Annotated in this window: 14 protein-coding genes; 3 read left to right on the forward strand and 11 right to left on the reverse strand. The window is 68.1% G+C overall.

Going from position 1 to position 14,379, the window contains the following annotated elements:
- The coding region (locus BM013_RS24900) for a CoA-transferase (RefSeq protein WP_305728017.1) at window positions 1-216 on the reverse strand (216 nt) is incomplete at its 3' end.
- A gap of 138 nt (window positions 217-354) precedes the next feature.
- Here BM013_RS24900 and BM013_RS24905 point away from each other — a divergent pair.
- Window positions 355-1,146 carry an IclR family transcriptional regulator domain-containing protein gene (locus tag BM013_RS24905; protein ID WP_093130356.1) on the forward strand — a complete coding sequence of 264 codons (792 nt, stop codon included), beginning with the start codon at window positions 355-357 and terminating at the stop codon, window positions 1,144-1,146.
- Window positions 1,147-1,188: 42 nt separating this feature from the next.
- On the opposite strand, the gene BM013_RS24910 is transcribed toward BM013_RS24905, so the two are convergent.
- The 10 genes from BM013_RS24910 to BM013_RS24955 form a co-directional block, all read right to left on the reverse strand.
- Complete coding sequence (locus BM013_RS24910) at window positions 1,189-2,199, reverse strand: Bug family tripartite tricarboxylate transporter substrate binding protein (protein WP_093130357.1); 1,011 nt, start codon at window positions 2,197-2,199, stop codon at window positions 1,189-1,191.
- Window positions 2,200-2,329: 130 nt separating this feature from the next.
- On the reverse strand, window positions 2,330-3,343 hold the full coding sequence (locus tag BM013_RS24915; RefSeq protein WP_256221671.1) for a branched-chain amino acid ABC transporter permease: 1,014 nt from the start codon (window positions 3,341-3,343) through the stop codon (window positions 2,330-2,332).
- Window positions 3,344-3,366: 23 nt separating this feature from the next.
- The gene (locus tag BM013_RS24920; RefSeq protein ID WP_093130359.1) at window positions 3,367-4,230 is read right to left on the reverse strand and encodes a branched-chain amino acid ABC transporter permease; all 864 of its coding nucleotides are present in this window, start codon (window positions 4,228-4,230) and stop codon (window positions 3,367-3,369) included.
- A complete protein-coding gene (locus BM013_RS24925; RefSeq protein WP_093130360.1) occupies window positions 4,223-4,957 on the reverse strand; it encodes an ABC transporter ATP-binding protein in 735 nt (244 codons plus the stop codon). Before BM013_RS24925 ends, BM013_RS24920 begins: the two co-directional genes overlap by 8 nt.
- A 145-nt stretch (window positions 4,958-5,102) precedes the next feature.
- On the reverse strand, window positions 5,103-5,822 hold the full coding sequence (locus tag BM013_RS24930; protein WP_093130361.1) for an ABC transporter ATP-binding protein: 720 nt from the start codon (window positions 5,820-5,822) through the stop codon (window positions 5,103-5,105).
- Window positions 5,823-5,833: 11 nt separating this feature from the next.
- Window positions 5,834-7,087, reverse strand: a complete 1,254-nt coding sequence (locus BM013_RS24935; RefSeq protein WP_093130362.1) for an ABC transporter substrate-binding protein — start codon at window positions 7,085-7,087, stop codon at window positions 5,834-5,836.
- A 50-nt stretch (window positions 7,088-7,137) separates the two neighbouring features.
- On the reverse strand, window positions 7,138-8,601 hold the full coding sequence (locus BM013_RS24940; protein ID WP_093130595.1) for an aldehyde dehydrogenase family protein: 1,464 nt from the start codon (window positions 8,599-8,601) through the stop codon (window positions 7,138-7,140).
- Window positions 8,602-8,735: 134 nt separating this feature from the next.
- On the reverse strand, window positions 8,736-9,743 hold the full coding sequence (locus BM013_RS24945; protein WP_093130363.1) for a hydroxyquinol 1,2-dioxygenase: 1,008 nt from the start codon (window positions 9,741-9,743) through the stop codon (window positions 8,736-8,738).
- 142 nt (window positions 9,744-9,885) lie between these two features.
- A complete protein-coding gene (locus BM013_RS24950) occupies window positions 9,886-10,398 on the reverse strand; it encodes a cupin domain-containing protein (RefSeq protein ID WP_093130364.1) in 513 nt (170 codons plus the stop codon).
- A gap of 157 nt (window positions 10,399-10,555) precedes the next feature.
- Window positions 10,556-11,518 (reverse strand): LysR family transcriptional regulator, encoded by a 963-nt coding sequence (locus BM013_RS24955; protein ID WP_093130365.1) that lies wholly within the window; start codon window positions 11,516-11,518, stop codon window positions 10,556-10,558.
- Window positions 11,519-11,648: 130 nt separating this feature from the next.
- On the opposite strand from BM013_RS24955, the gene BM013_RS24960 reads away from it, so the two are divergent.
- Together BM013_RS24960 and BM013_RS24965 are read left to right on the forward strand one after the other, a co-directional pair.
- The gene (locus BM013_RS24960) at window positions 11,649-12,782 is read left to right on the forward strand and encodes a nuclear transport factor 2 family protein (RefSeq protein ID WP_093130366.1); all 1,134 of its coding nucleotides are present in this window, start codon (window positions 11,649-11,651) and stop codon (window positions 12,780-12,782) included.
- Window positions 12,749-14,233: a L,D-transpeptidase family protein gene (locus BM013_RS24965; RefSeq protein ID WP_093130367.1), complete on the forward strand. Its 1,485-nt coding sequence runs from the start codon at window positions 12,749-12,751 to the stop codon at window positions 14,231-14,233. The genes BM013_RS24960 and BM013_RS24965 overlap by 34 nt, the downstream gene beginning before the upstream one ends.
- Window positions 14,234-14,379 lie beyond the last annotated feature (146 nt).

Below are 14,379 nucleotides of genomic sequence, written 5' to 3' on the forward strand. Positions count from 1 at the left end.
GCGCACGCGGCCGGCTTTGAGCAGCGCCGCCAGGCCGGTCTCGCCGTTGCCCGCGTTGTTGTTGACGACGGTGAGGTCCTTGGCGCCCTGCTCGACGAGGCCGTCGATGAGCTCGTTGGGAATGCCGGCCGTGCCGAAGCCGCCGATGAGAACCGTGGCGCCGTCCTGGATGCCTGCCAGGGCATCCGCGACCGAGCGCGCGATCTTGTTGATCATGAAGCTTGTCTCCGGGTGAAAGGAAAAAAGAACCAGAAGAAGAACCCGAACCGCGATCCCGCCGATTTTGCGAACCGCCGATTTGTTCGTCTAAAGAACATTTGTTCGTATAATGAATTCTAGAGAGGATCGCGCACCATGGCAACCCACCCGACACAACCCGACACACCCTCCCCCGCCCCGGGCGACAGCTACGTGCAGTCGTTCGCGCGCGGCCTGCAGGTGATCCGTTCGTTCAGCGCGAACGCGCCGCGCCAGACGCTCAGCGAAGTGGCCGCCGGCAGCGGGCTCACGCGCGCGGGCGCGCGCCGCATCCTGCTCACGCTGCAGACGCTGGGCTATGTGGTGACCGACGGCAAGCTCTTCACGCTCACGCCGCGCATCCTCGACCTGGGGTTCGCGTACCTGTCGTCCATGCCCATCTGGAACCGCGCCGAGCCGGTGATGGAAGCGCTGGTGCAGCAGGTGCAGGAGTCGTGCTCGGCCGCGGTGCTGGACGCGACCGACATCGTCTACGTGCTGCGCGTGCCCACGCAGAAGATCATGCGCATGAGCCTGGGCGTGGGCTCGCGGCTGCCGGCGTACTGCACGTCGCTGGGCCGGCTGTTGCTGGCCGACCTGGACGACGACGAGGTGCGCGCGCGGCTGGAGGCCTCCAGCATCGAGGCGATGACCAAGCACACGGTGACCGATGTCGACGCGCTCATGGCCAAGGTGGGGCAGGCGCGCAAGCAGCAGTGGTGCCTGGTGAATCAGGAGCTGGAAGAAGGCCTGATCTCGGTGGCCGCGCCCATCGTCAACCGGCAGGGCCGCATGGTGGCCGCGCTGAACATCAGCGGGCAGGCCAACCGCACCAGCGCGAAGGTGATGCAGGAGACCATGCTGCCCGCGCTGGTGGACGCGGCGCAGCGGGTGTCGCAGCTGCTTTAGCGGTGCTGGGGCTCAGACCCCGAGCGCTGGCAGTGCGGGGGCTCAGCCCTCGGAGTGAATGCCCTTCATGATGATCACGCCGCCCAGGCGCGTGGTGTCGGCGCGCATGCGCTTGGCCAGCGTGTCGGGCGAACCGGGCTGCGCCTGCCAGCCGGTCTTGAGCAGGGCCTGGCTCACGTCGGGCGAGCTGATCACCTCGACCAGTGCCGCGTTGAGCCTGGCAACGGCCGCGGGCCTCATGCCGGCGGGCGCGGCCAGCGCGGTCCAGATCTCCAGGTCGGCACCGCGCACGTCGGCGTCGCGAATGGTTGGCAAGTCACCGGCCAGCACGCTGCGCTCGGGCGACGTCACGCCAATGGCCTTGATCTTTCCGGACTTGATGTGCGGCAGGGCCAGGCCCGGCGGCAGCAGCGCCAGCTGGATCTCGTTGGCCAGCAGGCCGGCAATGACCTGCGGGTTGCCCGTGTAGGGCTTGTGCTGCGCGGTGATGGCCGCGCGGCTCTTGATGAGTTCCATGCCCAGGTGGCCCACGGTGCCCACGCCGGGCGTGCCGTACTTGCCGCCGCTGCCCAGGTTGCGCACCCACAGCAGCTGGTCGGCCGCGGTCTTGCCTTCGGCATTGCCCGACACCGCCAGCACCAGCGGCGCCGTGCCGATGAGGCCGACGGGCGCGAAGTCTTTCTCGGGGTCGAAGGGCAGCTTGGGGTTGAGCAGCTTGGCAATGGTGAGGTTGCCGTTGATCAGCGCGCCGATGGTGTGCTCGTCGGTGGCCTTGGCCACCAGGTCGGCCACGGTGTTGCCGCTGGCGCCGGGCTTGTTCTCGACCACCACCGGCTGGCGCAGGATCTTCGACAGGGGCTCCGCGATGGCGCGGGTCGCGAGGTCGGGTGAGGCGCCAGCGGGGAAGCCCACGAGGATGCGCACGGGCTTGGTGGGCCAGGCGGGTTCGCTGGCGGCGGGAGCGGTGCGTTGGGCCCACGAAGCCTTCGCGAAGAGCGAGGCGGCAACGGCTGCCGCGCCGCCTTCGAGCAAGCGGCGTTTGGTGATCGTCAAGGTGACTCCAGAGAGTGAAAGACCGGGAAATGCAGGTGCGTTGCTGACAGCGAGCTGACGAACGTGCTTACAACACGTTACAGGATCATGCTGCATTGCGCAAGTCAGACGGAAGCTTGCAATGGGGCTTTCACGGGGTGCGCACGGGTGGCACCTGCAGCAGCTTGCGTTGCGTGGGAAACAACGACCAGCCCCAGCGCTGCTGCGCGTAGCCCCACAGGCCCTGCTTGAAGAACAGCGTGACGAGGATGGCAAGCAGCCCCAGGCCCAGCAGGTACCAGGTGCCGTAGTCGCTCAGGAACTTGTTGAGCGCCCAGAAGATGAGCGCGCCCACCAGCGGCCCCTCGATGCGGCCGATGCCGCCGATCACCACCATGAAGATGGCAAAGGCCGTCCAGTTGACGCTGAAGGCCGCGTCGGGGCTGATGCGCAGGTTGCCCACGAAATACAGCGCCCCCGCCAGCCCCGCGCCGAAGGCCGCCACCACGTACACCGCGAGCTTCATGCGCGCGACCGGAATGCCCTGCGACTCGGCCGCCACCTCGTTGTCGCGGATGGCCAGCAGCGCCAGGCCGCGCTTGCTGCGCAGGAACAGGTACACCAGCGCAACGGCCGCGACCACGCAGGCCAGCGCCATCCAGTAGGTGGTGCTTTCGCGCGTGGCCTTGTCGATGCCGCGCAGGGCCGTGAGCGTGGTGCCCGAGCCCCCGCCCACCGCCGACACGTTGGCGAAGCTCAGGCGGAACACCTCGGCGATCACCCAGGTGCCGATGGCGAAGTAGCCGCCCGACAGGCGGAACGCCACGAAGGACACGGGTATCGCAACGAGCCCCGCCGCCAGCGCACCCAGCGGTATCGCAACGAAGGGGTTGAGCCCCGCGAAGTTGCCGAGCATCAGCATCACGTAGCCGCCGAAGCCGAAGAAGGCCTGCTGCCCGATGCTCACCATGCCGCCGTAGCCCGCGAGCAGGTTCCACATCATCGCGAAGATGAAGTAGCAGGCGATCTCGACGAACTCGCGCATCCAGCTCGACTCGCCCCAGAACGGAAGGCTGGCCGCGACCAGCACCAGGGCAACGCCGATGGCGAGTACCGCACGGCTCGCGGCGGTCGCGCGCTCGACGGCGATGAGGGGTGGGGGCATGTTCGTCATTCGCGTGGTCCGCTTCATCCGCGTGTCTTGGGAAAGAGCCCCTGCGGGCGCAGCACCAGCACCACGAGGAACACGATGTGCCCGGCCCAGATGCCCCAGCCCGGGTCGAGCCGGAAGCCGATCTGCTGCGTGACGCCGAGGATCATCGCGCCGGCCAGCGTGCCCCAGAAGGAGCCCATGCCGCCGATGATCACGGCCTCGAAGGCGAAGAGCAGCAGCAGCGGGCCGTCGGACGGCGACACCGTGGTGCGCATGCCCTGCAGCGCGCCCGCCACCGCGATCAGCACGAACGCAATCGCGGTGGCGAAGGCGTAGACCTTCTTCGCGTCGAGCCCCATGAGCTCGGCGATCTCGCGGTCGTCGGACACGGCGCGAAACGACCGGCCCAGCGCCGTGCGCGCGAAGAGCCACTGCAGCGCGCCCGTGGCCGCTACAGCGACCACCAGGACGATGAGCGGCAGCACGCCGACGGACAGCGCGTCGCCCAGCGCCACGCCCTGCGTGCTGAGCCCGCCGGTCTCGATGGCGCGCGGGTCGGCCGAGAACAGCTCCAGCAACAGGTTCTGGATGACGATCGACAGGCCGAAGGTCACCACCAGCGAAGGCAGCGGGTCCTTGCCGAGCGTGCCGTTGAGCACGAAGCGCTGCAGCGCGTAGCCGAAGCCGAAGGCCAGTGGCAGCACCGCGAGCGCCACCAGCCACGGCGCCGCCGCGCCCGTCAGCGACACGCCCCCGATGACGGCGAACGCGCCGAGGATGATGAAGTCGCCCTGCGCCGTGTTGGTGAGCCGCATGACGCCGAACATCAGCGACTGGCCCAACGCGAACAGCGTGTAGAGGCCGCCGAGCAGCACGCCTTGCACGAGGGTTTCAAGCATGGGCGGCCTCCGTGCCTGTGCCCATGCCACTGCCGAAATAGGCCTGCGAGATCTGCTCGCGCGTGAGGTCGTTCGAACGGCCTTCGAGCGATACACGGCCTTCCTGGAAGCAGTAGATGCGCTGCGACACCTGGCGCGCCATCGTCACGTCCTGCTCGACGATGACCACCGTCATCCCCTCGCCGGTGATGGTGGGCATGGCCGCGTAGATCTCGCGGATGACGATGGGCGCGAGGCCCAGCGAGAGTTCGTCGCACAGCAGCACCTCGGGGTTGCTCATGAGCGCGCGGCCGAGCGCGACCATCTGCTGCTGGCCGCCCGACAGCGAGGTGGCCGGCTGGTGGCGCTTCTCCGCGAGGATGGGAAACAGCGCGTACAGGCGCTGCAGGTTCCACGGCCCCTTGCGCGCCGCGGTGGCGCCCATCAGCAGGTTTTCTTCCACGCCGAGGCTGGGGAACAGGCGGCGGCCTTCGGGGACCATGGCGAGGCCGCGGCGCACGATGTCGCCGGGAGGCAGGCCTCCGATGGATTCGCCCTTGAAGCGGATCGCTTCGCGCGGGGCGCGCACGAGGCCGGTGAGGCTTTTGAGGAAGGTCGATTTGCCGGCACCGTTGGCGCCGATGATGGCGACGAGCTCGCCTCGGGTCAGCGAGAAGTCGATGCCGAAGAGGGCCTGGGCGTCGCCGTAGAAGGCCTGGAGGGCGTGGGTGTCGAGCAGAGCGGTCATGGTCTTTGCTCCCTCCCCTTTCGGGGGAGGGTTGGGGTGGGGGCCAGCGGCGTTCGATGAGGCACCGGGGCGAAACGAGCGCCGTCGTGCCCCCATCCCAGCCTTCCCCCGGAGGGGGAAGGAGCCATACGACGACAGCGCGCGCTCATGCTTCCATCCCCATGTACACCCGCCGTACCTCCGCATCGTTCATCACCACCCGCGGCGCCCCCTCCGCCAGCTTCTGCCCGAAGTTGATGACGAACAGCCGGTCCGCCAGCGACAGCAGCGCATGCACCACATGCTCGATCCAGATCATCGTCACGCCGCGCGCCTTGATGCGCTTGAGTTCGTCGACCAGCACCGCGGCCTCGGGCTCCGTGAGGCCGCCCGCGATCTCGTCGAGCAGCAGCAGCTGCGGTCGCGTGGCCAGCGCGCGCGCCAGCTCCAGGCGCTTGCGGTCCAGCAGCGTGAGCCCGCCCGCGGGCTTGTTGGCATGCGCCATCAGTCCCGTCTGCGTCAGCACCTCGTGCGCCGTCTGCCAGGCCTCGCGTTCGGTCTGCTGCCCACCGAAGCACGCGGCCGTCACGAGGTTCTCGAACACGCTCATGTTGCCGAAGGGCTGCGGCACCTGGTAGCTGCGGCCGATGCCCGCGTGGCAGCGCTGGTGCGGCTTGAGCCGCGTCACGTCGCGGCCCGCGTACTCCACGCGCCCCGCATCAGCGCGCACGTCGCCCGAGATGAGGTTGAACAGCGTGGTCTTGCCCGCGCCGTTCGGCCCGAGGATGCCCAGCGTCTCGCCTTCGGCCACCGACAGCGTGATGTCGTCGGTGACCTTCAGCGCGCCGTAGGACTTGCTCACGGCATGCAGTGCCAGCAGCGTCATGGCGTTCTTCTTCAGAGCAGCCGCAGCGTGCCGCCGGTGGGAATGTTCGTCGCGGCCTCGTTGTTCACGATGGTGAGTTCGACCTTGTACTTCCTGCCTTTGCCCCACTGGCCGAGCACCAGCGGCGTCTTGCTCACATTCTTGAACGGGCCCTGGCCGCCCCACTTCACCGGACCGACCACCGAGTTGATCGAGGTCGCGGCAACCGCATCGCGCACGTCCGAAGCCTTCAGCGACCTGGCGCGGCCCAGCGCATTCGCTGCCACCTCGAACAGCGCATGCGCGAAGCCGATGGGCTGCGTCCACTGCTTCTTCGCGCCCGCCTCGTAGGCCTCGGCCAGCGCCTTCGCACTCTGCTGCGTGAGGCTGGACGTGAACGGATGCGACGGGCTCCACCACACCTCGGTCGACAGGCCGTCGCCCAGCTCGCCCAGCGCCTCGATGGCGCCCGGGAACAGCAGCGCCTTGCCCAGCGTGATGACCTTCGGCTTGAAGCCCTGCTGCCGCGCCTGCGTGAGGAAGGTCTTGGCGTCGGGAGGGATCACCACGCCGGTGACGATCTCGCAGCCCGCGCTCTTGAAGGCCGCAATCTGCGCGCTGAAGTCCTGCGTGCCGTTCTGGAAGCGGCCGGGGTCGGTGAGCGTGAAGCCCATCGCCGCGAGCGGCTTGGGAAAGCCCAGCTCCTTGTCGCCCCACGCATTGCCGTCGCCGTCGTTCGGGAACAGGCCGCCCACCTTCTTGTTGGTGGCCAGCGTCTTCCAGCCGTTGGTGAAGTTGGCGATGACGTCTTCCAGCCCCCAGAACATGTGGTACGTCCAATTGAAGCCCTTCGCCGGGTCGCCCTTGCGCCCGAAGAACCACGGCTGCCACGGCACCACGCTGGAGATGCAGGGCACCTCGTTGAGCTCGCACGCATCGCTGACGGGGTTCGCGGTTTCGGGCGTGCCGGCCGTGAGCACCAGCGCGACCTTGTCCTTCAGGATCAGGTCGTTGGCCACCTCGCCCGCGCGGTTGGGGTTCGATTGGCTGTCCTTCAGCACGATCTGCACCGCGTACTTCCTGCCGCCCACGCCGATGCCGTCCTTGAAGGCGGTCTTCATCTGGTCGATGACCCACTTGTCGGCCTCGCCGAAGGGCGCGAGCGGGCCGGTCTGCGGCGACACGTAGCCGATCTTCAGCGTGTCGGCCGCGAACACCCGCGGTGCCGCGCCCGAGGCCACCAGCGCGGCCGTGGCCTGCGTGAACTGCCTGCGATTGAATGTCATGGCTGTCTCCTTCTCTTGTATGTATGTGCTTGCCGCAAAGGGCCCCGAGGTCAGCGCGCGAAGTGCGGCGGTATCTGCGCGTCGACGTTCACCCACACGCTCTTGACCTGTGTGTACTCGCGCATCGCGTCGAACCCCATCTCGCGGCCGTAGCCGCTCTGGCCGACGCCGCCAAAGGGCGAGCCGGGGTTCACGCGCTTGTAGCTGTTGATCCACACCATGCCGGCGTGCAGGTCGCGCGCGACCTTGTGGGCGCGCTGCAAGTTGTTGGTCCACAGGCCGCTGCCCAGGCCGTAGTCGGTGCCGTTGGCGATCTGCATGGCTTCTTCGTCGGACTTGAAGGTGAGCACGGTGACGAAGGGGCCGAACACTTCTTCCTGCGCGACGCGGTCCTTGTACGACCTGGCGCGCATCACGGTGGGTTGCACGTAGCAGCCCCCGGCCAGGTCGCCGCCGGGCGACTGGCCGCCCGCGAGCAGCTCGCCGCCCTCGCCTTGCGCCACCTCGACATAGCTCAGCACGCGTTCGCGGTGCTGCGCGCTCGTGAGCGGGCCCATCTCGGTGCTGTCGTCGAGCGGGTTACCGAGGCGTATGGACTTCGCGAGCGGAATGAACTGCGCGAGGAACGCATCGGCGATCTTCTCGTGCAGCATCAGCCGCGAGCCCGCGATGCAGGCCTGCCCCTGGTTGTGGAAGATGGCCCACGCGCTGCCGTTGACGGCGGCCTGCAGGTTCGCGTCTTCGAACACGATGTTGGGGCCCTTGCCGCCGAGCTCGAGCTGCACCTTCTTCAGGTTGCCCGCGCTGGCCTGCACGATGCGCCGGCCCGTGGCGGTGCTGCCTGTGAAGGCGATCTTGGCGATCTCCGGGTGCTCCGCGATGTACTGGCCCGCCACGCTGCCCAGGCCCGGCAGCATGTTGACCACGCCGGGCGGCAGGCCCGCCTCGGCCATCAGCTCGGCGATGCGCAGCGACGACAGCGGCGTGATCTCCGCCGGCTTCATCACGATGCAGTTGCCGGCCGCGAGCGCGGGCGCCATCTTCCAGCTGGTGAACATGAGCGGAAAGTTCCACGGCACGATCTGCCCGACGATGCCGACGGGCTCGCGCAGCGTGTAGTTGAGAAAGCCCTCTTCCACCGGAATGGTCTCGCCCTGGAACTTGTCGGCCATGCCGCCGAAGTAGCGAAAGCACGCGGCCGTGCGCGGCACGTCGAGCCGGCGCGAATCGCGGATGGGGTGGCCGGTGTCCAGCGACTCGAGGCGCGCGAGCTCTTCGGCATTGGCCTCGATGAGGTCGGCGAGCTTCAGCAGGATGCGGCCACGGTCGGCTGCGGCCATGCGGCTCCACTTGGGGAAGGCGCGCTTCGCGGCAGCCACGGCCTTGTCGACGTCGGCCTTGCCGGCCAACGCGACGTTGACGATGGGCGTGTTGTCGTGCGGGTTGAGCGTGGCGAGGGTCTCGCCGGACTCGGCGTCGACGAAGCGGCCGTCGATGAAGAGTTGGTGGCGTATGGAAGAAAAAGGCATGAGCGTTCCTCTCCCTCCCCTTGGGGGGAGGGTTGGGTTGGGGGCATCTTCAAAGAGGGCGCGGGCTCGCAGAGCCCCCACCCCAGCCTCCCCCCCGGAGGGGGAGGGGGCAAGACCGGTCAGAACTCGACCGGAATCTCCGGGCTCTCGCCCTTCTGGATCTCGAACACCAGGCTCGGCGACCCGTTCTCCCACACCAGCAGCATCGAGCGCTTCGGGCTGAAGCCCTGGTGCCGGCAGTAGGCGGGCATGGCGGCCATGTCGCCCGCCTTCATGATCACGCGCGCCATCGGCCGGCCGGTGTTCTTGTCGCCGCAGTCCCAGTGGATCTCGTCGGTCATCTGGAAGAACCACTCGACGCGGTCGTTGCCGTGGATGATCGGCAGGATGTGCTCCTCGGTCGTCGGGCACATGTAGCTGTGCTTCACCACCGAGGTGAAGCTCGGGTTCCACGTGACCTGCGAGCGGCTCAGGAAGCCGAAGAGATTGAAGGCATGCACCTCGTTCTCGAAGCCCGGCTCGGGGTGCAGCTCGGGCTCGCCCTGCGGCACGTCGGCGAAGGCGCGGTTCACCGGCGCGCCGCGCGCGTCGCTGCGCAGGTCGAGGTCGCCCTTCAGGCCCACGCAGCGCTTGGCCAGCTCGCGCGCCCGGGTGATCTTGGCGGTGTTGTTGCCGCTCTTGCGGCCGTAGGGAGAGCCGGTTTCCTGCGGCGCCGCGAAAGGGTCGAAGCTCTCGTTGGTCCAGTCGTCGAGCATGGCCTCGAAGGTGGCGCGGATCTGCGCGGTGGGGAAGTTCTCGAGCAGGTCGATGCCCGCGTCCTTCATGGTGCCGTTGAAGCTGCCGGCGTACAGGTCGACCGATTCGTAGTGATTGACCGTGCCGAACACGTCGTCGAAGTTGACCCAGCCGTAGAAGAAGCCCCAGGCCACGTCGCGCATGAGCGCGCGCAGGTAGCTGCCGGCGTCCATGGTGTGGCTCATGGGACGGCCGTCGCGGGTCTTCCAGCCGATGTGCACGAAGTATTCGTCGCGGCGGAAGCGGAAGCTGCCGAGCGAAAAGTCCTTGTAGCCGAGCGTGGCGTCGGGCTGCGACGCGATCACGCGGGTGAGTTCTGCGGGGGCGTTCATGGTGTTTTCCTCAACTGGTCTTGAATGTTCAAGTGCCGTGTCTTTCGTGGAACACCGAGGAACCGGCTTTGCCGGGCCGCCGGTGTTGCCCCCGGCAGGGGGTTGGCGAAGCGACACGAAGTGCGCGCAGCCTGGGGGCGAGTCAACGTGACTGGCAGATGTCGGCCCACTTCTCCACGCAGAGGTCGCCCTTGCAGCTCTGCAGCACGATCACGCCCGGCTCGCCGGCGCTGCGGAACTGGTACGCGGTGTTCTTCGGCAGCAGGCCCTGGTGGCCGCGCGAGAGCTTCATCCAGCCCATCTTCTTGCCCTTGGGTTCGCCCTGTACGAGCACGGCGCCGTTCTTCTCCGTGTCGGCCACCGCCTGCACGGCGTCGAGCTGCACCAGGTGCACTTCGACGTCGCCGTCCATCACCAGCGCGAACTCGTCGTGCGCACAGGTGTACCAGGGCGAGGTGCCCTCGGCGCGCAGCGTTTCCAGCACGTAGATCTGGTTCTGGCCGAACACGACCTTCTCGTACGGCCGGCTGATGCTGGCGATTTCGAAGCAGTTGGAAAACGCGTAGTGGCGCACGTCGTCGTCGATCGGTTCGACGTGGCCTTTCTCGAAGTGCTTGAGCGACCCGAAGCGGGTCTGGTAGGCGGCGGTTGTCATGGCTTGTCTCCTGGTGTCTCTTCGGATGAGCGAACTCTAGGAGCCCGGCGCCGCCGCCGGTAGGGACCAGTTTGGAAGCGGATTGTTCGGCGCTTCCGAATAATCGCGGGGGTTTACCCCTGTTCGGGCCCTCGCCCCTCCAGCGGCTGCTACGACCTCAGCCGCTGGAGCGGCTGAACTCGATGAGCTCCGCCGGGATCAGCCCGCGCTCGATCAGCGTGGCGTCCCAGGGCGGCACGCGCGTGAAGCGCGTGGCGATGTGCTCGATGAACAGCCGCAGCTTGAGCGCATTGCGCGACGTGCCCGCATACACCGCGCTCAGCGAAAACGACGACAGCTGGTGCTCCGGCAGCACCACGCTCAGCTCGCCGCGCGCAATGGCGTCGCCCGCCACCAGCGTCGGCAGGCAGACGATGCCCGCGTGCTCCAGCGCGTATTCGCGCAGCAGGTGCACGCTGTTGGTCAGCAGCGCGGCGGCCAGGTAGATGGTGATCTGCTCGCCCTGGTGGTGAAAGGTCCAGCGGTCGCGCGTGGGGTAGCCCGAGTACAGGCCCAGCTTGTGGCGGTGCAGCTCGCGCGGCGTGGCGGGCGTGCCGTGGGCTTCCAGGTAGGCCGGCGTGGCGCACAGCACGCGGCGCACCGGAAACAGGTGGCGCGACACCAGCTCCTGCGAGGCGGCGGGAAAGATCTGCAACGCGCAGTCGACACCCGCCTTCACCGGGTCGGCCACCGCGTCGCTCACGATCAGCTCGAGGTGGATGTCGGGGTAAGTGGTCTGGAACTCGCGCAGCAGCGAAGCGAAGCGGCCCAGCACCATGCCCGTGAGCGCATGCACGCGCAGCGTGCCCGAGGGCGTGCCGCGCGCGTCGCGCATCTGGTCGACGATGTCGTTGGCGCGGCCCACCAGTTCGGTGCAGTCGCGCAGGAAGGCCTGGCCCATGTCGCTCAGGCGGACCACGCGCGTGCTGCGGTGGAACAGCGGCGCGCCCAGGAACTCCTCCAGCTGCTTCACCCGCGTGGTCACGACCGAGTTGGCCACGCGCAGCTGGCGCGCGGCTTCCGCGAAGCTCTGGGTCTGCGCCACACGAACGAAAGTTTCAATGCTTTGGAGTCGATCCACGGCGGCACTGTACTGCGGGGCGGCGCGTTGCGGGCGCGCCTCACGACTGTTGTCATCCCTGTGTCTGAAGGTTAACTGCCCCACTTACAATGCCTGCCGCATCTCCCACCCCTACGAGGTCTTGTCCGCAATGCCCAAGAGCCCCTGGCCGCGCGCCCGTTTCAGCCTTTCTCCCACCGTGCGAGCCCTTGTCCTGGCCGCTGCGGCCTGTGGCGTGGCCGTTCCCGCCCTTGCGGCGCTCGAGCACGAGGAAGTCGACAAGCTCATGCAGGCCGGCAAGCTCGACGAGGCGATGACCAAGGCCGACGCCTTCCTGAAGGACAAGCCGCGCGACCCGCAGATGCGCTTCCTGAAGGGCGTGATCCAGCTGGACACCGGCAAGCGCAACGAGGCCATCGCGGCCTTCACGCAGCTCACGCTGGACGCACCCGAGCTGCCCGAGCCGTACAACAACCTCGCGGTGATCTACGCGAGCCAGAACCAGTTCGACAAGGCGCGCAATGCGCTCGAAAGCGCGATCCGCACCAACCCCAGCTACGCCACCGCCCAGGAAAACCTCGGCGACGTGTATGCGCGGCTGGCCAGCCAGGCCTACAGCAAGGCCCTGCAGCTCGACCAGGGCAACACGGCCGTGCAGCCCAAGCTGGCGGTGATCCGCACGCTCTTCACGCCGACCCCGCCGGGCGGCAAGCCGGCGGCGCTGGTCGCCTCGGCCGCCACAACCGCTACGGCACCCGCGCCTGCACCGGCCCCCGTGGCCAAGGCACCGCCGCCGGCCCCGGCGCCCGCACCGGCCGCCCCGCCGCCGGCCAAGGTCGCGGCCGCGCCTGCGCCCGTGGCCGCCGCGCCCAAGGCGCCCGAGGCCGCAGCCCCGGCACCCGCACCTGCACCCGCTGCGGCGGCAGCCCCCGCGGCCAGCACCGCAGCCAATGCCGAGATCGAATCCGCCGTGCGCGCCTGGGCCTCGGCCTGGGCCAGCCAGGACATGGACCGCTACCTCGCGGCCTACGGCAACGACTTCGCCCCCGGTGGCGGCCAGAACCGCAAGAGCTGGGAGCAGGACCGCCGCGCGCGCATCGTCGGCAAGTCGAGCATCAGCGTGAACATCGAGAACCTGGCGATCAAGGTCGACGGCGATTCCGCCACCGCCAAGTTCCGCCAGATCTACCGCGCCGACAACCTCAATGTCTCCAGCCGCAAGACGCTGGAAATGCAGCGCTCCGGCAATCAATGGCACATTCGCAAGGAAAGCGTCGGCGGCTAGTGGCAGACATCGTCCGGCCGGGCCGGCTCCTGAATCCTCCGTTCCGTCCGCGCAGCGGACAGCTGCTTGCAGCGCTGATGACCGCATCGGCGCTGATGCTGGCAGCTCCCGGCGCCGCGCGCGCATCGACCGCCGGCCACAAGCCCGCCGCCCCCTCGTCGAAGACGAGCGGCGCTGCCGGCAAGGCCAAGCCCGCAAGCGCCAACCGCGCCAATGCGCACGCCGCCGGCAACCGCGCACCGGCCAAGGCGCAAATGCAGGCGAAGGGCAAGAAGGCCGCAGCGCCCGAAGCCAAGACCGCCGCCAGGCCCGCACGCCGGGCCGCCGCCCCGCTCCAGGAAGCCAGCAACGCCGAAGCCCGCCTCATCGCGGTCTACGAGATGTTCGGCCGCGGCCAGACCCGCCCCGCGCTGGCCAAGGCGCGCGACCTCGTGCGCGACTATCCGAACTTCCAGCTCGCGCAGCTCGTCTACGGCGACCTGCTCGCGGCGCAGGTGCCGCCTTCGAACGCCCTGCCCGACACCGCCAGCATCGCGAAGATGCGCGGCAACCCGGCCATGGCCGACCTGCACGAGGAATCGAAGCGCCGCCTGCAGGCGCTGCGCGAGCGGCCGCCGGCCAACGCCATTCCCTCGCAGTTCCTGGCGCTGTCGACCCGCAGCCGCTACGCCATTGCCGTCGATGCCTCGCGCTCGCGGCTGTACCTCTTCGAGAACAGCGACAAGGGCCTGAAGCTCACGGCCGACTACTACATCTCGGTCGGCAAGTCGGGCACCGACAAGCTCACCGAGGGCGATGCGCGCACCCCGCTGGGCGTGTACTACGTCACCAGCAGCCTCGACCCGAAGTCGCTGAAGGACTTCTACGGCGCCGGCGCCCTGCCCATCAACTACCCCAACCCGTACGACGTGCGGCGCGGACGCACCGGCGGCGGCATCTGGCTGCACGGCACCCCGCCCCAGCAGTTCGCCCGCGCGCCGCTGGCCAGCGACGGCTGCGTGGTCATGGCCAACCCAGACCTCAAGCAGCTTTTGCGCAAGGTGCAAATTGGCGCGACCCCGGTGGTGACCGCGCGCAGCCTGCAATGGATTTCGCAACCGCAGGCGGAAAAAGAAGCGCAATCGATTGCGGGCGCAATAAACGGCTGGAAAGATTCGCGGGCCGCCGGAAATGAAGCGCAATTGAAGAAATTCTATTTGCCCGATTTTCAGCGCGTCAGCAAGAAATCCACCGACGGTATTTCGGCTGTCGATGACGAAGTGAAATACGCGCAGGGCAAGCGCGTGCAGCTCAAGGACCTGTCGTACCTGCACTGGCGCGACAGCGAAGACACCATGGTGGTTACCTTCGGCGAGGTATTCGAAGGGGAGAAGAGCGGGCGCTCACGGCGCCAGTACTGGCTGCGCCAAGGCAGCGAGTGGAAGCTCTTCCACGAGGAAATCCTCGGCTGAAGCCCCCTGCCCGACCAGGGCACCCCCATCAAGTCGTGACATTTTGCTCACGCATTGGGGCTTTTTCAGGCGTTACATCTGGCCCTTTGTGGCCCCATGCTACGTAACGTGTAACGGGTTTTCGCCCGTAACACGCCGCATTCGCA

The organism is Variovorax sp. OK605 (assembly GCF_900115445.1).
GTDB lineage: Bacteria > Pseudomonadota > Gammaproteobacteria > Burkholderiales > Burkholderiaceae_C > Variovorax.

What these genes read in the sequence shown, in the direction of transcription:
- BM013_RS24905 (WP_093130356.1), top strand. Translation starts at nt 355, where the DNA reads ATGGCAACCCACCCGACACAACCCGACACACCCTCCCCCGCCCCGGGC.
- BM013_RS24915 (WP_256221671.1), bottom strand. Translation starts at nt 3,343, where the DNA reads ATGCCCCCACCCCTCATCGCCGTCGAGCGCGCGACCGCCGCGAGCCGT.
- BM013_RS24935 (WP_093130362.1), bottom strand. Translation starts at nt 7,087, where the DNA reads ATGACATTCAATCGCAGGCAGTTCACGCAGGCCACGGCCGCGCTGGTG.
- BM013_RS24925 (WP_093130360.1), bottom strand. Translation starts at nt 4,957, where the DNA reads ATGACCGCTCTGCTCGACACCCACGCCCTCCAGGCCTTCTACGGCGAC.
- BM013_RS24960 (WP_093130366.1), top strand. Translation starts at nt 11,649, where the DNA reads ATGCCCAAGAGCCCCTGGCCGCGCGCCCGTTTCAGCCTTTCTCCCACC.
- BM013_RS24950 (WP_093130364.1), bottom strand. Translation starts at nt 10,398, where the DNA reads ATGACAACCGCCGCCTACCAGACCCGCTTCGGGTCGCTCAAGCACTTC.
- BM013_RS24965 (WP_093130367.1), top strand. Translation starts at nt 12,749, where the DNA reads ATGGCACATTCGCAAGGAAAGCGTCGGCGGCTAGTGGCAGACATCGTC.
- BM013_RS24945 (WP_093130363.1), bottom strand. Translation starts at nt 9,743, where the DNA reads ATGAACGCCCCCGCAGAACTCACCCGCGTGATCGCGTCGCAGCCCGAC.
- BM013_RS24930 (WP_093130361.1), bottom strand. Translation starts at nt 5,822, where the DNA reads ATGACGCTGCTGGCACTGCATGCCGTGAGCAAGTCCTACGGCGCGCTG.
- BM013_RS24920 (WP_093130359.1), bottom strand. Translation starts at nt 4,230, where the DNA reads ATGCTTGAAACCCTCGTGCAAGGCGTGCTGCTCGGCGGCCTCTACACG.